The sequence below is a fragment of the Agromyces sp. CCNWLW213 genome, assembly GCF_037199545.1.
Classification (GTDB): Bacteria; Actinomycetota; Actinomycetes; order Actinomycetales; family Microbacteriaceae; genus Agromyces.
Genome location: NZ_JBBBDX010000002.1, coordinates 113,827 through 130,667, shown reverse-complemented (window position 1 = coordinate 130,667; position 16,841 = coordinate 113,827). Strand labels below are relative to the sequence as shown.

At 73.0% G+C, this 16,841-nt stretch carries 16 protein-coding genes; 9 read left to right on the top strand and 7 right to left on the bottom strand.

The genetic code is table 11. From position 1 onward, the window contains the following. The first annotated feature begins 50 nt into the window (after positions 1-50). The 3 genes from WBQ80_RS04920 (at position 51) to WBQ80_RS04910 (ending at position 2,928) form a co-directional block, all read left to right on the top strand. Positions 51-1,382, top strand: a complete 1,332-nt coding sequence (locus tag WBQ80_RS04920) for a hemolysin family protein (RefSeq protein WP_336573512.1) — start codon at positions 51-53, stop codon at positions 1,380-1,382. After that, positions 1,379-2,416: a hemolysin family protein gene (locus tag WBQ80_RS04915; RefSeq protein ID WP_336573513.1), complete on the top strand. Its 1,038-nt coding sequence runs from the start codon at positions 1,379-1,381 to the stop codon at positions 2,414-2,416. The genes WBQ80_RS04920 and WBQ80_RS04915 overlap by 4 nt, the downstream gene beginning before the upstream one ends. Positions 2,417-2,505: 89 nt before the next feature. Then, positions 2,506-2,928: a VOC family protein gene (locus WBQ80_RS04910; protein ID WP_336573514.1), complete on the top strand. Its 423-nt coding sequence runs from the start codon at positions 2,506-2,508 to the stop codon at positions 2,926-2,928. Positions 2,929-2,940: 12 nt separating this feature from the next. Here the strand turns inward: WBQ80_RS04910 and WBQ80_RS04905 are convergent, their stop codons facing one another. After that, complete coding sequence (locus tag WBQ80_RS04905; RefSeq protein WP_336573515.1) at positions 2,941-4,095, bottom strand: NADH:flavin oxidoreductase/NADH oxidase; 1,155 nt, start codon at positions 4,093-4,095, stop codon at positions 2,941-2,943. Positions 4,096-4,119: 24 nt separating this feature from the next. Between WBQ80_RS04905 and WBQ80_RS04900 the strand changes: the two genes are divergently transcribed. The 4 genes from WBQ80_RS04900 to WBQ80_RS04885 all read left to right on the top strand — a co-directional run bounded on the left by WBQ80_RS04900 (position 4,120) and on the right by WBQ80_RS04885 (position 7,985). Then, positions 4,120-4,971, top strand: coding sequence for an ADP-dependent NAD(P)H-hydrate dehydratase (locus WBQ80_RS04900; protein WP_336573516.1), 852 nt, complete (start codon positions 4,120-4,122; stop codon positions 4,969-4,971). Between the two features lie 16 nt (positions 4,972-4,987). Next, entirely contained in the window at positions 4,988-6,265 is a 1,278-nt protein-coding gene (locus WBQ80_RS04895) for a hypothetical protein (protein ID WP_336573517.1), read from the top strand. Positions 6,266-6,296: 31 nt separating this feature from the next. Next, positions 6,297-6,605, top strand: a complete 309-nt coding sequence (locus WBQ80_RS04890) for a thiamine-binding protein (RefSeq protein WP_336573522.1) — start codon at positions 6,297-6,299, stop codon at positions 6,603-6,605. A gap of 177 nt (positions 6,606-6,782) precedes the next feature. Next, a complete protein-coding gene (locus tag WBQ80_RS04885) occupies positions 6,783-7,985 on the top strand; it encodes an MFS transporter (protein WP_336573523.1) in 1,203 nt (400 codons plus the stop codon). A 7-nt stretch (positions 7,986-7,992) separates the two neighbouring features. Here WBQ80_RS04885 and WBQ80_RS04880 read toward each other — a convergent pair whose 3' ends face one another. The 6 genes from WBQ80_RS04880 to WBQ80_RS04855 form a co-directional block, all read right to left on the bottom strand. Continuing rightward, the gene (locus WBQ80_RS04880; RefSeq protein WP_336573518.1) at positions 7,993-8,646 is read right to left on the bottom strand and encodes a response regulator transcription factor; all 654 of its coding nucleotides are present in this window, start codon (positions 8,644-8,646) and stop codon (positions 7,993-7,995) included. A 17-nt stretch (positions 8,647-8,663) separates the two neighbouring features. Continuing rightward, a complete protein-coding gene (locus tag WBQ80_RS04875) occupies positions 8,664-9,953 on the bottom strand; it encodes a hypothetical protein (RefSeq protein ID WP_336573519.1) in 1,290 nt (429 codons plus the stop codon). Then, the gene (locus tag WBQ80_RS04870) at positions 9,950-11,107 is read right to left on the bottom strand and encodes a sensor histidine kinase (protein ID WP_337282474.1); all 1,158 of its coding nucleotides are present in this window, start codon (positions 11,105-11,107) and stop codon (positions 9,950-9,952) included. The genes WBQ80_RS04875 and WBQ80_RS04870 overlap by 4 nt, the downstream gene beginning before the upstream one ends. 119 nt (positions 11,108-11,226) lie before the next feature. Next, a complete protein-coding gene (gene metX / locus WBQ80_RS04865; protein WP_336570578.1) occupies positions 11,227-12,435 on the bottom strand; it encodes a homoserine O-acetyltransferase MetX in 1,209 nt (402 codons plus the stop codon). A gap of 130 nt (positions 12,436-12,565) precedes the next feature. Continuing rightward, positions 12,566-13,927, bottom strand: coding sequence for a bifunctional o-acetylhomoserine/o-acetylserine sulfhydrylase (locus WBQ80_RS04860; protein ID WP_336570579.1), 1,362 nt, complete (start codon positions 13,925-13,927; stop codon positions 12,566-12,568). A 57-nt stretch (positions 13,928-13,984) separates the two neighbouring features. Further along, on the bottom strand, positions 13,985-15,190 hold the full coding sequence (locus tag WBQ80_RS04855; RefSeq protein WP_336570580.1) for an acyltransferase family protein: 1,206 nt from the start codon (positions 15,188-15,190) through the stop codon (positions 13,985-13,987). Between the two features lie 69 nt (positions 15,191-15,259). Here WBQ80_RS04855 and WBQ80_RS04850 point away from each other — a divergent pair, with 69 nt between their 5' ends. Then, positions 15,260-16,045 (top strand): SDR family oxidoreductase, encoded by a 786-nt coding sequence (locus tag WBQ80_RS04850; RefSeq protein ID WP_336570581.1) that lies wholly within the window; start codon positions 15,260-15,262, stop codon positions 16,043-16,045. After that, the gene (locus tag WBQ80_RS04845) at positions 16,042-16,809 is read left to right on the top strand and encodes a potassium channel family protein (protein ID WP_336570582.1); all 768 of its coding nucleotides are present in this window, start codon (positions 16,042-16,044) and stop codon (positions 16,807-16,809) included. The genes WBQ80_RS04850 and WBQ80_RS04845 overlap by 4 nt, the downstream gene beginning before the upstream one ends. The last annotated feature ends 32 nt before the right edge of the window (positions 16,810-16,841 follow it).

Here is a 16,841-nt window from a genome sequence, read left to right as displayed (position 1 = left end):
GAATTCCCCCGGCCATAGACCCTCGCCCGTGACCGAACGGGGAGGTGCGGATGTCTGAGTGGATCCTCCTCGGCATCGGACTCCTCCTCACGATCGGCACGGGCCTGTTCGTTGCGAGCGAGTTCGCGCTCGTCAACCTCGATCGAGCCGACCTCGAGGCGCGTCGCGAGAAGGGCGAGTCCCGGCTCGGCCTCACGATCGACGCGCTCAAGATCACGTCGACGCACCTGTCGAGCGCGCAGCTCGGCATCACGCTCACCACGCTCCTGACCGGCTACACGATGGAGCCCGCGATCTCGTCGCTGCTCGCGGGACCGCTCCGCTCCGTCGGACTGCCCGAGGGGCTCATCCGGCCGGTCGGCGCGATCACCGCGGTGATCGTCGCGACCCTGCTGTCGATGATCATCGGCGAGCTGGTGCCGAAGAACTTCGCCCTCGCGCTGCCCCGGCGGACCGCCAAGGTCGTCATGCCGTTCCAGACCGCGTTCACCTGGCTGTTCCGGCCGGCCATCGCGCTGCTCAACGGCAGCGCCAACCGCCTCCTCCTCGCGATGGGCATCGAGCCCAAGGAGGAGCTCTCCGGCGCCCGCTCCGCCGAGGAGCTCTCGAGCCTCGTCCGCCGCTCGGCGAGCGCAGGCCTGCTCGAGCAGGACACCGCGACGCTCCTCGGGCGCACGCTCCGGTTCTCCGAGCACGACGCGTCCGACGTGATGACGCCGCGACCGCGGGTCGCCGCCGTGCAGCGGCTCGAGCCGGCCGAGGCCGTCATCGAGCTCGCCCGGCAGACGGGCTTCTCGCGCTTCCCGGTCTACGACGAGAACCTGGACGACATCGTGGGGCTCGTGCACGTGAAGCAGGCGGTCGCGGTGCCACGCGAGAAGCGCGACCAGGTCCCCGCGTCGGCCCTGCAGTCCGAGGCGCTGCGCGTGCCGGAGACCATGAAGCTCGACCTCCTGCTCGGCGAGCTCCGCGGCCGCGGCTACCAGATGGCCGTCGTCGTCGACGAGTACGGCGGCACCGCGGGCGTCGCCACGCTGGAGGACCTCGTGGAGGAGCTCGTGGGCGAGGTCGCGGACGAGCACGACCGCACGCGCGCGGGCGTGGTGCGCCGCGGCGAGTTCGTGAGCTTCCCCGGGATGCTCCGACCCGACGAGCTGCTCGATCGCACGGGCATCCAGGTGCCCGAGGACGGCGCGTACGAGACCGTCGCGGGGTACGTCATGAGCGTGCTCGGCCGACTTCCGGCCGTGGGCGACGAGGTCGAGGTCGAGGGCGGGCGATTCCGCGTGCAGCGCCTCGACGGACGCCGGATCGACCGGATCCAGTTCACCCCGGCGACCGCCCGCACGCACGCCGATGCCGTCGCGGAGGTCGAGCGATGAGCGACTGGGCCGGCCTCGCGTGGCTGTTCGTCCTCCTGGCGGGCAACGCCTTCTTCGTCGGCGCCGAGTTCGCGGTGATCTCCGCACGCCGCTCGCAGATCGAGCCGCTCGCCGAGAAGGGCAAGCGGAGCGCCAGGACCGCACTGTGGGCCATGGAGCACGCGACGCTCATGCTCGCCATGAGCCAGCTCGGCATCACGATCTGCTCCCTGCTGATCCTCACCGTGTCCGAGCCGGCGATCCACCACCTGCTCGAGTACCCGCTCGAGCTCACGGGGTGGCCCCCCGAGGTCGTGTCGACGGTGGCCTTCGTGATCGCCCTGCTGGTGGTGTCGTACCTCCACGTCGTGCTCGGCGAGATGGTGCCGAAGAACCTCTCGTTCTCGCTGCCCGATCGCGCGGTGCTCGTGCTCGCGCCGCCGCTCGTGTTCGTGGCGCGCGTGTTCCGCCCGGTCATCGTCGTGCTGAACGCCATCGCGAACGGCGTGCTCCGGCTGTTCGGCGTCGAGCCGAAGAACGAGGCGACCTCGACGTACACGCTCGAGGAGGTGCAGACGATCGTCGACCAGTCCCGCCGCGAAGGCGTGCTCGACGACGCGAGCGGCACGTTGAGCGCGGCGTTCGAGTTCACGACCAAGCGCGTCCACGACGTGGCGGTCCCGATGGCCGAGCTCGTCTGCCTCCCCGCGGATGCCACGCCCGCCGACGTCGAGCGCGCGGTCGCGCGCCGCGGCTTCTCGCGGTACGTGCTCGCGGCCGACGACGGCGAGCCCGAGGGCTACGTGCACCTGAAGGACGTCATCGACCTCGACGACGACGAGTTCGACGATCCCATCCCGGCCAAGCGCGTCCGGCGCCTGGTCTCGATCTTCGACGGCACCGACCTCGAGGATGCGCTCGCGACCATGCGGCGCCTCGGCACCCACGTCGCCCGCGCCTTCGACGGCGACGGGGCCACGACGGGCGTGATCTTCCTCGAGGACATCATCGAGGAGCTCGTCGGCGAAGTCCAGGACGCCACGCGTCGAGGCTAGGCGCGTGCGCCCGCGCCCCCCGCACGGGTGGCGCGGGCGGACCCGCCCGGGCGTAGACTGCGCGCCGTCAAGGAAGCTGAGGTGCACTCATGTTCGAGAACTCCATCGCGATGGCCACACTGGCGGCGTCGGACCTGGACCGCTCGAGGCGGTTCTGGCGGGACGTGTTCGGGCTCGAGCCCGGTCGCTCCGACATGGGCGGCGACGTCTACCTCGTGGGCGGCGTTCCGGTCATCGTCTACGAGTCGCAGTTCGCCGGCACGAACCGCGCGACCGGCCTGTCGATCCTGACCGATGACCTCGACCGCGACATGGCGGCCCTCCGCGAGAAGGGCGTCGTCTTCCACGACTACGACCTGCCGGAGCTCAAGACCGAGAACGGCGTCGTTCAGATGGAGGGGGAGCGCGGCGCGTGGTTCGACGACAGCGAGGGCAACATCATCGCCCTCGCGCAGCCGACGGCGGTCACCATGGACGAGGCGCGCAGCATGCTCGCCGCGGCGAAGGCGTGACCGCGGTCCGCGTCACCACTCGCCGTCGTTGAGGTCGGGCCGCGCCCGCACGTACTGCGGCGGCCACAACGAGGTGTCGGCACCGAGCTCGTGCGCGGCCCGCAGGGCGAAGTGCGGGTCGCGCATCATCGCCTTGCCGAACATCACCGCATCGACGGCGCCGGATGCCACGAGCGCCTCCGCCTGGGTCGGCGTCGTGATCCGGCCCACGGCCGACACCGAGACGCCCGCGCGGTCGCCGACGAACTCGGCGTGCGCCGCCTGGTACGCCGGTCCCACGGGGATCCGGACGTCACGCATCAGTCCGCCGGTGGAGATGTCGAAGAAGTCCGCGCCGAGCTCCGCCGCCCACCCGGCGGTGATGGAGGTCTGCTCCTCGTCCCATCCGCCCGGCGCCCAGTCGGTCGCGGAGAAGCGCACGAACAGCGGCATCCGCTCGCCGATCTCGTCGCGCACCGCCCGGACGATCTCGAGCAGCAGCCGGGCGCGGTTCTCGAGCGAGCCGCCCCAGCGATCATCGCGCCGATTCGACAGCGGCGAGAGGAACTGGTGCACGAGGTAGCCGTGCGCCGCGTGCACCTCGACGAGGTCGAAGCCCGCGGCGACGGCGCGGCGCGCGGCCGCCCGGAAGTCGTCGATCACCGCGAGGATGCCGGCCTCGTCGAGCGCCACGGGCTCGCGGAGCCCGTCGAACGCGACGGCGGACGGCGCGACCGTGGTCCAGCCGCCCTCCTCGATCGGCTGGGAGCCGGGCAGGCGGCGGAACTCCGGCCACACCGAGGCCTTGCGGCCCGCGTGCGCGAGCTGGATGCCCGACGCCGCCCCCTGCGACCGGAGGAACGCGGTGACGCGCGACCACGCCTCGGCCTGGGCGTCGTTCCACAGGCCCGTGTCGTGATCGGAGATGCGGCCCTCGGGACCGACCGCGGTCGCCTCGGCCATGACGAGTCCCGCGCCGCCCGCGGCCATCGCGCCGAGGTGCACGAGGTGCCAGTCATGGGGCACGCCGTCGCGCTCGGTCACCGAGTACTGGCAGAGCGGCGGCACCCACACGCGGTTGCGGATCTCGAGCCCGCGGATGGCGATCGGGCGGAAGAGCGCCGGCGTGCTCGGCGCCGCGTCGGACGGGGCGGCAGGGGCATTCGGCGCGGGGATGGTCGAGGGCATGCCCATCAACCTATCGTTGGGGACATGGGAACCGGCACCTGGCGCGAATGGGGCGCACGCGACGCATCCGAGTGGCTGAGCGAGCCCGCGGCCGACGACGACAAGTACCGCCGCGGCGTGCTCGGCGTCATCACCGGTTCCCCGGACTACCCGGGCGCCGCGGTGCTCGGCGTCGAGGCGGCGCACCGGACCGGCGTCGGGATGGTGCGCTTCACCGGGCCGCGCGCGGTGCGCCAGGCCGTGATCGCGGCCCGACCGGAGACCGTCGGCGTCGGCGGGCGCGTGCAGGCGTGGCTGCTCGGGTCCGGAATGGACTCCTCGCACCGCTCGTTCCTGCTGGCGGGCGAGCTGCAGCACGCCCTCGCGTCGGGCGAGCCGATCGTGCTCGACGCGGGCGGGCTCGACCTCGTCGGGTCCCACACCGCCCCGACCGTCATCACCCCGCACACGCGCGAGCTCGCGAACCTGCTGAACGACCGCGACGTCCTGACATCGGCCGAGGAGGTCGACGCGGATCCCGCGGCGTGGGCCGAGCGAGCGGCCCGCGAACTCAAGGTCGCCGTGCTGCTCAAGGGCGCCGTCACGCACGTCGCCGACCCGGACGGCACCCGGCTCACGGTCACCGCGGCGACCCACTGGCTCGCGAGCGCCGGCACGGGCGACGTGCTCGGCGGCATCCTCGGAGCGCTCGCCGCGACGCACCACGAGCGGCTCTCCTCCGACGCGACGGCGATCACGCGCCTCGCCGCGACCGCGGCGTACATCCACGCCGAGGCCGCGCGCCGGGCCAGCGAGGCGTGGGACGGCGGTCCCGTGACGGCGCTCGACGTCGCCCAGGCGATCCCGCCCGTGATCGGCGCACTCCTGCGGCGCTGACCCGGGGTCGGATCGAGTGACCGGGAGGACGATCGCCGAGGCGGTGAGCGACGCGCGCGCCCGCGGCATCCGGGACCTGCTGGGCGGCCGCGCCGCGCTGTGGGGCGCGTTCGCCGCCGTGCACGCGCTGCTCGCCTGGCTGAACCTCGTGGCGCCCGGCTACCCCATGGGGGATGTCACGGGCGTGTACCGGGTCTGGGCCGAGACGGCCCAGCACGGCTGGCTGCGGATGGGAATCGACACGCCCTGGGTGTACCCCATCCTCGCGTTCGCGCCCATGACGGCCGCGCTGGCGTTCGGCTCGGAGTGGTACGGGCAGGCCTGGCTCGGCATGGTGGCGCTGCTCGACGCGCTCGCGTTCTCGGTCCTGCTGGGTCGCGGCACGCTGTCGCGGCGCCGGCGCGCGGCGGCGTGGTGGTGGGTGGTCTTCCTCGCCCTGCTCGGGCCGATCGCCCTCGGCCGCATCGACGCGGTGACGGTGCCGTTCGCGGTCGTGGGACTCCTGTGGGCGGCGGGCCGGCCGCGCGTCGCGGCCACCCTGCTGACCCTCGGCGCGTGGATCAAGGTGTGGCCCGCGGCGCTCGTCGCGAGCCTCGTCGTCGCACTGCGGCGACGGTCCGATGTAGCGATGACCGCGGTCGCGCTGTCGGTGGGCATCCTCGGGGTGAGCCTCATCGCCGGCTCGGGCCTGAACGCGTTCGGCTTCGTCGCCCAGCAGGCGGGACGCGGTCTGCAGGTCGAGGCGCCGCTCGCGGTGCCGTGGCTGTGGTGGATCGTCGCCGGGTCGGACGAGGCGACGATCGCCTACGACCGCGGCATCCTGACGTTCCAGGTCGAGGGGCCCGGGGCGGACGTCGCGGCCGCGCTCACGACCCCGCTCCTGGCGATCGGGGTGGCGGCGGTGCTCGCCGTCGGCGTCCGGGCGGCGATGCGCGGGGCGCCCGCGGTGGCGCTCCTGCCGCCGCTCGCGCTCGCCTTCACGACCGTGCTCATGCTCGCGAACAAGGTGGGATCGCCGCAGTTCGTCACGTGGCTCGCCGCGCCCGTGATCCTGGGGATCGTGATGGGCGGAGGCCGGTTCCTCACCCCGGCGGCGCTGACGGCGTCGATCGCGCTGCTCACGCACGTCATCTACCCCTACTGGTACGGGTGGCTGCTCATCGCGAACGCCGGCTTCGTGCTGCTGCTCACGCTGAAGGTCGTGCTGCTGCTCGTGCTGTTCGCCTGGGCGGTGCTCCGCGTGTGGCAGGCTGGGTCCGCGCGCCGGCCGACGCGGGTCGACGCCGCCGCCTGAGCGGCGGCGGGGCGCAGGAGGGGAGCACGGCATGCTGGTCGCATTCTCGGTCGCGCCGAGCGGAACCGGTCGGAAGGACGCCTCCGTGCACGACGCGGTCGCCGCCGCCGTGCGGATCGTCCGCGAGTCCGGACTGCCCAACCGCACGACCTCGATGTTCACCGAGATCGAGGGGGAGTGGGACGAGGTGTTCGCCGTCGTCAAGGCCGCCGCCGAGGCGGTCGGCGACTACGGCTCGCGCGTCTCGCTCGTCCTCAAGGCCGACATCCGGCCCGGATGGTCGAACGAGCTCGAGCGCAAGGTCGACCGCCTCGAGGCGGCCATCGAGAACGACGGATGACGCGCGGAGCCTGATCCGCGATGTGCGGGCGGCCTCCGCCCGGAGGTCGCGCCGGCTCCGACGCTCGATTGTCGAATCGATTCGATCCGTGGCAGAATCGTGCGGGTGACCCAGGACCCGCACGGGCCGACGACGCTGTCGCCGGCCCGCATCCGTCTGGCGCTCGTCGCGCTCGCGATGGGCGGCTTCGGCATCGGCGCAACCGAGTTCGTCGCCATGGGCCTGCTGCCCGACATGGCGGTCGACCTCCTCCCCGGCCTGGCCGCCACGTCCACCGAGGCCGCCAACGCCGCCGCAGGCTGGATCATCTCGGCGTACGCGCTCGGCGTGGTCGTGGGTGCGCCCACCATCGCCGCGGCCGCGGCGCGATGGCCGCGCAAGCAGCTGCTGCTCGCGCTGCTCGCGGCCTTCACGGCCGGCACCGTGGCCTCCGCGCTGCTCCCGACGTTCGAGCTCGTCGTCGCCGCGCGCTTCGTGGCCGCGCTGCCGCACGGGGCGTACTTCGGCATCGCGTCCCTCGTCGCCGCGAACCTGATGGGTCCCGGCAAGCGCGGCCGCGGCGTCGCCCTGGTGCTCTCCGGGCTCACCATCGCGAACGTGGTCGGCGTCCCCGCCATCACCTGGCTCGGGCAGGTCGCCGGATGGCGCATCGCCTACCTGGCGGTCGCCGCCATCTTCGCCGCGACCTTCGTCGCGGTGCTCGCCGCAGTGCCCTGGCAGCCCGGCGACCCGGCCGCGACGATCGGCCGCGAGCTGCGCATCTTCACACGGGCGCAGGCGTGGTTCGCGCTCGGCATCGGCGCGGTCGGCTTCGGCGGACTGTTCGCGGTGTACAGCTACGTCGCCCCGCTCGTCACCGACGTGACCGGGCTGGATGCCGCCCTCGTCCCGCTCGTGCTCATCGTGATCGGCCTCGGCATGACCATCGGCAACTTCGTCGGCGGCCGGCTGGCCGACTGGAGCGTACGACGCTCGATGTACCTCGGCTTCGCGGTCATGGCCGCGTCGCTCCTGCTCCTCGCGCTCACGGCGACCGATCCCGTCGGGCTCGTGATCGGCGTGTTCCTCGTCGGCGGGGCGGCGTCCGCGCTGTCCCCGGCGATCCAGACCCGGCTCATGGACATCGCGCGCGACAGCCAGTCGATCGCGGCGGCGCTCAACCACTCGGCACTGAACATCGGCAACAGCCTGGGCGCGATCCTCGGCGGCATGGTCATCGCCGCGGGATACGGGTACGTGGCGCCGGTGTGGGTCGGGCTCGCCCTCACGCTCGCCGGGGCGGTGCTCGCCCTCGCCTCGTTCGGGCTCGACCGGGTCCGCTCGCGCCGCGGCATCGCCATGCCGTCGGTGACCGGTGCGATCCCCGCGATCGGCGACTGACGAGGCGCTACTCGGACTGCAGCAGGATGCCGTCGGCGATCGCGCGCTTGCGCAGCGCCACCTTGGTGCCCACGTCGTAGCCGGCCAGGCGGTACTTCTCGCGGATGCGCTTGAGGTAGCTCTTGGCCGTCTCCTCCGAGATGCCGAGCTGGAACGCGACCGCCTTGACGGGCTGCCCGGCGCCGTAGAGCGCCATCACGCGGCGCTCCTGGGCGCTGAGGCGCGGCGCGGAGCCGTCGCCGTCGAGCGCCTCGATGAGCTCGGTCGAGATGTACGTCTCGCCGGACTGCGCGGCGCGGATCGCCTCGACGATCGTCTCGACCGGCTCGGACTTCACGAGGTAGCCCAGCGCACCGGCGCCGAGGGCCTCGCGCACCACGGCCGGCTCGGAGTAGGTGCTCATGAGCATGGTCGCGACGTTCGCGGACTTCAGGGTCGACAGCTTGATCGAGATCGGGATGTTGTCGCGCAGGTCGAGGTCGAGCAGCACCACGTCGACCGGGAACGCCGGGTGGGCGAGCAGCTCGGACCACGAGGGCACGGCCGCGACCAGGTCGATGTCGGATGCCGCGCCCCGGATCCACTCGGTGAGCGCACCCAGCAGCATGCGATGGTCGTCGACGATCGCCAGCCGGATCGGACTGGTGTCGGGTTCGGGCACGTCAGGCTCCCCTCGGTTCATGCGACACCGGACGGCGTCGCGGTTGCTGCACGGCCCGTGGGGTCGATCCGGCAGTCGATGTCGATGCGGAAGCCCTCGGGCCCCGCCAGCACATCGTGTCCTCCGACATTATCGAGTGCCTCCCACGTCGCCTCGTCGACCCTCCGGGCGGTGACGCCCGAGACGTCCAGGCGGATGGCGACCCCGGTCCCGTCGAACCGGCGTCCGTCCTCGGGATCGGCGTCCTCCGCGTCGCGTTCGCGGCAGGTCACGAGCACGCGGAGCGGCGGGGCCGACGGGGGCGTGCGCCGCTGGCCCGCGATGAGCCACAGGGCGAGCAGGAGTCCGTCGCGCTGCGCCTGGCCGAGCAGGCCCGCGAGGCCCGCCGGGTCGTCGACCGTGACGCGGCGGCTGAGGTAGGCCGACTCCGTGACGGCGTGGCGCAGCCACGTGTCGGTCCGCCCCTCGATGAGACGCACGCGCAGGCGCGCCGCGAGCTGGCCGGCTCGTTCGGCCGCGGCCGGCGGGAGCGGCAGCGCGATCCGGCCCGCGCCGACGTCGTCGAGGAGGGCCTCGGCGTCGTAGTCCAGCTCGGCGAGCTCCTCGGAGGCCCGCATGCCCACGGCCGAGCGCGGCGTCGAGACCGTGCTCTGCACGAGCGTGAGGTCGAGCTCGCGCCCGACGAGCCGCCGGAACCCGCGGACCGCGATGGCCACGAGTGCGACCGGCACCACCGCCGAGGCGGCGATCGCGACGCCGACCACGGTCCGGGTGCCCGCCTCGGGCGCCTGCAGGAGGGCCTGGACGAGGAGCACGGCCGCGATCGCGATCGCCGCGGCGAGCGGGCCCCGCGTCTCGCGGAGCGCGACCACGGGCATGAGCAGCGCCGCGGCCGCCGGGGCCGCGGTGGGCGTGATGCCGAGCTCGAGCGTGCCGGCCGTGGCCGCCACGTCGAGCCAGATCGGCACCGCGAGCGCCACGAGCAGGGCGGCGAACACCCAGTCGGGCACCCGGCTGAGGCCGCGCGTGGCGACGACCGCCCCGACGCTGACGAGGCCGAGCGCGATCCACGCCGGGCCGGGCTCCCGCCCGGGCGGGAAGATCTCGGCGAGTCCCCATGCGTGCAGGAGATGGGCGAGCACGATCGCGATGCAGGCGACCGTCACGCCGGCGGCGAGCCGTCGTCCGCCGTGTGCGCTGCGGATGTCCTCGGCCGCGCGGGCCGAGCGCGTGGGCCGCCGGAACTGCACCTCGTGCGTGGTGTCGCGCGGGACGTCGTACGGGAGGCTCCGCTGGAAACGGCTCACGGCTTCGGCACCTCCAGCATGACGGTCGTGCCGGAGCCCGGCGAGCTGAAGACGCGCGCGCGACCGCCCACCGCGTGCAGGCGCCCGACGACCGATTCCGCGAATCCGAGGCGGGCCGGGTCGACCGAGGCCGGTTCGAAGCCCGCGCCCTGATCGGTCACCATGGCGCGGACCGTCCGGTCGTCGTCGGTGATGGTGACGTCCGCCTCGCGCACGCCGGAATGCCGGCGCACGTTCTCGAGGCATTCGCCGAGCGCGCCGAGCAGCGCGTCGAGCGCATCGCGCGGCAGCACCAGCTGGCCGGCACCGTGCCAGTTGACGTCGAGTCCCATGCGGGCGAACCGCTGACGGACGGAGTCGAAGGTCGTGCCGAGCACGTCGGCGGGGGAATCGGGCGAGAAGGCCGTGCTCGACCCGTTGTCGAGCGGCGCGCCGAGCCGGAGCTGCTTGAGCAGCCGCGCGTCGTCGCCGGCCTGCTGGCGGAGGGCGCTCTCGCCGACGCCGACGCCGGAGTGCGCGAGCAGGCTGAGCGTCGCGAGGACGGTGTCGTGCAGGACGCGCGCGTCCTGCCGCTGCTGGGCCTCGGATTCGCTCGCGAGCCGTTCGGCCCGGTGGGCCCGGCCGACCTCGTCGATCCGCTCGGCGGCGCGGTCGATCGCGCGGGCGAGCCACAGCCCAGTGGCGGTCGAGGCCGCCCAGCCGGCGATGGAGGCGACGAGCACCGTGCCGAGGTCGGCGCCGGCGAACCACGAGGCGACGACGGCGGTCACGACGGCGAGGCCCGACAGCGCCACGAGCGCGACGCCGTTCGGCCGCACGATCGACGGGATGGCGATCGCCGCGGCCGTGAGCGCGCCCGTGACGGCCATCGCGGTCTCTGCAGCCGGATCGATCGTCGGGTCGAGGCCGATGACGAGCAGGAGCGCGACCGAGACGACGATGGTCCCGAGGATCGGCAGCGTGGCACCGCGCGCCGTGGCGAGGAGCACCAGGCCGATCAGGGCCAGGTCGAGCAGGATCGCGAGCGCGAACCGGTCGGGATCGAGCGCGCCCGGCACGACGAGGCACGCGAACGCGAGGACCGCCCCGGTGAGGCTCCCGGCGCGTGCGAGCCGACGCAGCAGCCGGTCACGTTCCTTGTCGATCCGACGCATGCCACCCCTCTCGCGGCTCGCGGTGCGGCATTCGGGTGCCGTCACCCTCGAAGATAGCCCAGAGCGGCCCCCGTACGTGGGTCATTGGGCCCGATCCGGGGCCGGCGGTCCGGTCGGCGTCACGCCGCGAGGAGCCTGCCGATCGCCCGGCCGACCGCGTCGTCCTCGATGAGGAACGCGTCGTGGCCGTAGTCGGAGCGCAGCACGACCGGCTCGTCGCCGTGCACCGCGCGGCGCAGGCCGCGCGCGATCTCGCGCTGGCCCTCGAGCGAGAAGTAGCGGTCGCTGTCGATGCCGAGCACGAGGGCGAGCGCGTCGATCCGGTCGAGCGCGGCCCCCACGCCGCCCCGCCCGCGCCCGATGTCGTGCGAGTTCATCGCCTCGGTGAGCACGAGGTAGCTGTTCGCGTCGAACCGGCGCGTGAAGCGGTTGCCGTGGAAGTCGAGGTACGACTCGACCGCGAACCTGCCGCCGCGGCCCAGAGGGTCGAGTGCGGACTGCCAGCTCCGCTCGAACCGCTGGTTGAGCTCGACGGGGGTGCGGTAGTTCAGCATGGCCATCCGACGGGCGAGCGCCAGGCCGCGAGTGGGGCCGTCGCCGTCGGGCGCGTCGTAGTAGGCCCCGCCGCGGAAGTGCGGATCGCTGCGCACGGCCTCCAGCTGGACGGAGTTGAGCGCGATCTGGTCGGCGGTGGCCGCCGCCGGCGCGGCGAGCACGGCGATCCGCTCGACCGCGTCGGGCGCGATGAGGGCCCACTCGAGCACGTGCATCGCGCCCATCGAGCCGCCGACGACCGCGGCGAACCGGTCGATGCCGAGTTCGCGAGCGAACGCGACCTGCGCTGCGACCTGGTCGCGGATGGTCACGAACGGGAACCGGGCGCCCCACTCGATGCCGTCGGGCGCCAGCGAGGCCGGTCCGGTCGATCCCTGGCATCCGCCCACCACGTTGGGGGCGACGACGAACCAGCGGTCGGTGTCGATCGCCCGGCCCGGACCCACGACCCCGGGCCACCAGCCGGCGCTCGGATGCCCCGGCCCGGCCGGGCCCACCACGTGGCTGTCGCCGGTGAGGGCGTGCAGGACGAGGATCGCGTTGTCGCGCGCGGGGGAGAGGGCGCCCCACGTCTCGTAGGCGATGCGGACGTCGGGCAGGACCTGGCCCGACTCGAGCGCGAGGTCGCCGATCCGCGCGAAGCGGCGGTCGCCGACCGGGTCGCCGGCGCGCCAGGCGCCCGTCGCGGGGGCCCGGCCGGCGAGCTGGTGGGCGGCGCGGGCCTCGGGCACGATGCTCGCGGGCACCGTCTCCGAGGTCGTCTGCCAGTCCATGCGTCGATTCTCCCCGACCCGCGAGGCGGTCGCCCCAGTGTTACGCGCACCCGGCGGTGGTGGTCGGCGCGCCATACGGCGGATGCCGCGTCCCGTGGGGACGCGGCATCCGGAACCTCGCTGCCGTGCGCTACACGCGAGCGGCCTCGGTGGCCCGGCGTGCGGCCGCGAGGCCCGCCTCGAGGTCGGCCTTGAGGTCGTCGACGTTCTCGATGCCGACCGAGAGCCGCACGAGGCCGGGCGTGACGCCGGTCGTGAGCTGCTGCTCGGGGGTCAGCTGCGAGTGCGTGGTCGACGCGGGGTGGATCACGAGCGAGCGCACGTCGCCGATGTTCGCGAGGTGGCTGAACAGCGACAGGTTGTCGACGAGGGCGCGGCCGGCGTCGACGCCTCCCTTGAGCTCGAAGGACAGCACCGCGCCGACGCCCTTCGGGGCGTACTTGTTCGCGGCCGCGTACCACGGGCTGGACGGGAGCCCCGAGTAGTTCACGTGGGCGATGTCCGGGTGGTCGTCCAGCCACTCGGCGATCTCCTGCGCGTTCTGCACGTGGCGCTCGACCCGGAGCGAGAGCGTCTCGATGCCCTGGATGAGCTGCCACGCGCTCGCCGGCGCGATCGAGGAGCCGAGGTCGCGCAGCAGCTGCACGCGCGCCTTGATGACGTAGGCGAGCGCGTCGCCGACCGCGGCGGTGTAGCTCGCGCCGTGGTACGAGGGGTCGGGCTCGGTGAGGCCCGGGAACTTCTCGACGTTCTTCGACCACTCGAACCGGCCGCCGTCGACGATGACGCCGCCGATGACGGTGCCGTGGCCGCCGAGGAACTTCGTGGCCGAGTGGATCACGATGTCGGCGCCGTGCTCGAACGGGCGGATGAGGTACGGCGTCGCGATCGTGTTGTCGACGATGAGCGGGATCCCGGCCTCGTGCGCGATGCCGGAGACGAGCTCGATGTCGAGCACGTTGATCTTCGGGTTGCCGATCGTCTCGGCGAAGAAGAGCTTCGTGTTCGGGCGGACCGCGCGGCGCCACTCGTCGGCGTCGTCCTGGTTCTCGACGAACGTGGTCTCGATGCCGAGCTTGGCGAGCGTGTACTTGAAGAGGTTGTAGGTGCCGCCGTAGATCGACGACGACGAGACGATGTGGTCGCCGGCCTGTGCGATGTTCAGCACGGCGAACGTCTCGGCCGCCTGGCCCGACGCGACGAGCAGGGCGCCCGAGCCGCCCTCGAGCGCGGCGAGGCGCTCCTCGACCACGGCCTGCGTGGGGTTCATGATGCGCGTGTAGATGTTGCCGAACTCGGCCAGGGCGAACAGGTTCTGCGCGTGTTCGGCGGAGTCGAAGACGTACGACGTCGTCTGGTAGATCGGCGTGGCCCGCGCCTTGGTCACCGGGTCGGGTGCGGCGCCCGAGTGCACCTGCTTCGTCTCGAAGCGCCAGTCGGCCTGCTCTGCCATGGGGGACTCCTTCGCGTTCGCGGTGCGGCATCGCCGCAACCGGAGCCCACGTTACGAGCGGTCGATCAGGCGATCAACGGATGCCGCAACACGGCGTCACGCGCCGCGTTCGCCGTCGCGCGGGTCGCCGGCAGGCGGCGTGGCGTCGGGGGCGGTCGCGTCCTCCGCGGCGGCGCGCGGCGCGGAGGGCGCAGGGGGGAGCGCCTCGGGCGGGAGGACGAGCGTTCCGGTCGCGGTCGCCGGCTCGGGGCGGAACAGCCACCGGGCGCGCGGCTCGACGAGCGGGCGGAACACGCGCCGCACGGGCCTCAGCGACAGCACGACCGAGACGCCGATGCAGAAGACGATCATCGCCGGCAGCATCCACCACGGCTGCCGACCCTCGAGGACGGTCGTCTCGCGGAGCGGGAAGAGCACGAACGAGTGCAGCAGGTAGATGTACATGGTGGCGCTGCCGAACGCGGTGAACCACGTCGTCCGGCGCGGCATGAGCACCAGGAACGCGACGGCGAGCAGCATCGCGAGCAGCAGGAGGAACAGCCGGATGGCGCCCGACCACGGCTCGTCGTAGCCGATCGCCTCGTACGACTCGTCGTAGAGCATGAAGCGCCGCAGCCGCAGGTCGCGCCAGGTCTCGATCGCGATCGGCAGCACCACGAGGAGCGCGGCGAACAGCACGATCGCGCCGGCCCGCCAGCGCCACGCGACCGCGGTCGGCAGGTCGAGCCAGCGGTCGGTGATGCGCCACTGCCGCAGCTTCCAGCCGAACACGAAGAAGGGGAACATGCCGAAGGTCCGCGTGAGCGCGAGCGTCGAGTCGACCTCGACGGCATAGCCCGCGCCGATCGAGATCGCGATCGCGATGAGCAGCGGGTACCTCAGGAGCACGAGGAACGGCAGGACGATCCGCCAGACGGCCAGCGCGATGAGGAACCACAGGGTCCACGACGCGGTCGTGTAGTCGAGCACGAAGTCGCCACCGAGCAGGAACCGCACCACGGTCCAGATGGTCTCGAAGATGAAGTACGGGAAGACGATGTCGGTGAGCACCTGGCGCATCGCGCGTGCGTTCGGCGGTCCCGACTTCGCGAAGTACCCGGACACCGTCACGAAGACGGCGACGTGGAACGAGTAGATGAACAGGTAGACGCTGTACGCCGCGTCGTCCTCGCCGATCAGGGGCAGGATGCCGTGGCCGATGACCACGAGCGTGATCGCGATCCACCGCGCGTTGTCCCACAGCGGAACCCGCCGCTTGCGTTGTGGCGGCCTCGGGGAGCGGGTCGACGGCGTCGGCTGCATCCGCCCATTCTCGCGCACCACACGCGCCGCGCACGCGGGGGGACGCGCCGTCCGGTGCAGAATGGCCGCATGGACGGCATGCGAGCGGTGGTCACCGGGGCGAGTTCGGGCATCGGCGCGGCCACGGTCCGGATGCTCCGAGCGGCCGGATGGCACGTCGTCGCGGTCGCACGACGCGAGGACCGGCTGCGCGAGCTCGCCGACGAGACCGGCTGCGAGGTCGTCGTCGCCGACGTGACGAGCGATGCGGATGTCGCGGCGCTGCGCGCGCACCTGGAGGGCGGCGGCATCCATGCGCTGGTCAACAACGCCGGCGGCGCGAAGGGGCTCGCCTCCGTCGAGGAGTCCGACCTCGAGGACTGGCGCTGGATGCTGGAGGTGAACGTGCTCGGCGTGAAGCGCGTCACGAGCGCGCTGCTGCCGCTGCTGCGGCGGGGCGCCGAGCAGCGCGGCGTCGCGGACCTCGTCGTCGTCACGTCGATCGCCGGGCACGTCGCCTACGCCGGGGGAGGCGGATACAACGCCGCGAAGTCCGCCGCGCACGCGATGACGGAGGTGCTGCGGCTCGAGCTGAACGGCGAGCCCATCCGGGTCGTGGAGGTCGCGCCGGGCATGGTGAAGACCGACGAGTTCGCGCTCGTCCGCTTCGGCGGCGATCGCGAGCGCGCCGAGGCGGTGTACGAGGGCGTGCCCGATCCGCTGACGGCCGAGGACGTTGCATCCGTCATCGTCGACGCCATGTCGAAGCCGCCGCACGTCGACCTCGACCTCATCGTCGTGAAGCCGGTCGCGCAGGCGGCGCCGCACCGGCTCGCGAAGGGGCCGCTCGCGGTCCGCGGGGGATCGGCGCGATGACCGTCGGCCGGGTCGAGCGCAGGAAGCGCTGGATCGACGCGACGGGTCGGTGGCTCGCGCTGCTCGGGATCGCCTTCGTGGTGGCCTACACGACCTGGGTGCTCGTCCCGGATGTGGCCGACGCCGCCGTCGCGGTGTTCAACGTCGTCTTCGTCGTCACCTGGACCGCGTTCCTCGTGGACGCCGTGATGCGCATCGTGCTCACACCGCGTGGGCAGCGGTGGCGCTACGCCTGGCGGCATCCGATCGAGATGCTCTCCGTGCTCCTGCCGGTGTTCCGCGCGCTGCGCGTGGTCTCGCTGCTCGGCTACCTCCCGGTGCTGCAGCGCCGGACGACCGAGGCCGTGCGCGCGCGCTTCGTGCTCACGGCCATCATCTACGCGACCGTCTACGTCTTCTTCATCTCGCTGGCGGTGCTGCAGGCCGAGCGGGACGCGCCGGGCGCGAACATCACGAACTTCGGCGACTCGCTCTGGTGGGCCGTCGTCACGCTCGCCACCGTGGGGTACGGCGACACCTACCCGGTCACCACGCTCGGCCGGGTGTGGGCGGTGTTCCTGATGGCGGGGGGCGTCGCGATCGTCGGCGTCGCATCGGCGACCATCATCTCGGTGCTGAACGAGCGCCTGGCCGGGCTCAGGCGGGGGAACTCGGGCGGCCACGCCGACGTGATCTCCCCGCGTGCCGGCCTCGGCGAGCTCGGGCCGGGCGACGGGCCCACGGCCGGCCCGGCCGACCCGCCCCCGACCGCGCAGGGCCGCTAGCCTGACGGGATGACCTCCGACGCGAAGCAGTC

Excerpts from the sequence above, each read along its gene's own strand:
- WBQ80_RS04850 (WP_336570581.1), top strand. The coding sequence starts at position 15,260 with ATGGACGGCATGCGAGCGGTGGTCACCGGGGCGAGTTCGGGCATCGGC.
- WBQ80_RS04855 (WP_336570580.1), bottom strand. The coding sequence starts at position 15,190 with ATGCAGCCGACGCCGTCGACCCGCTCCCCGAGGCCGCCACAACGCAAG.
- metX (WP_336570578.1), bottom strand. The coding sequence starts at position 12,435 with ATGGACTGGCAGACGACCTCGGAGACGGTGCCCGCGAGCATCGTGCCC.
- WBQ80_RS04920 (WP_336573512.1), top strand. The coding sequence starts at position 51 with ATGTCTGAGTGGATCCTCCTCGGCATCGGACTCCTCCTCACGATCGGC.
- WBQ80_RS04910 (WP_336573514.1), top strand. The coding sequence starts at position 2,506 with ATGTTCGAGAACTCCATCGCGATGGCCACACTGGCGGCGTCGGACCTG.
- WBQ80_RS04845 (WP_336570582.1), top strand. The coding sequence starts at position 16,042 with ATGACCGTCGGCCGGGTCGAGCGCAGGAAGCGCTGGATCGACGCGACG.
- WBQ80_RS04915 (WP_336573513.1), top strand. The coding sequence starts at position 1,379 with ATGAGCGACTGGGCCGGCCTCGCGTGGCTGTTCGTCCTCCTGGCGGGC.
- WBQ80_RS04905 (WP_336573515.1), bottom strand. The coding sequence starts at position 4,095 with ATGCCCTCGACCATCCCCGCGCCGAATGCCCCTGCCGCCCCGTCCGAC.
- WBQ80_RS04885 (WP_336573523.1), top strand. The coding sequence starts at position 6,783 with ATGGGCGGCTTCGGCATCGGCGCAACCGAGTTCGTCGCCATGGGCCTG.
- WBQ80_RS04890 (WP_336573522.1), top strand. The coding sequence starts at position 6,297 with ATGCTGGTCGCATTCTCGGTCGCGCCGAGCGGAACCGGTCGGAAGGAC.
- WBQ80_RS04900 (WP_336573516.1), top strand. The coding sequence starts at position 4,120 with ATGGGAACCGGCACCTGGCGCGAATGGGGCGCACGCGACGCATCCGAG.
- WBQ80_RS04870 (WP_337282474.1), bottom strand. The coding sequence starts at position 11,107 with ATGCGTCGGATCGACAAGGAACGTGACCGGCTGCTGCGTCGGCTCGCA.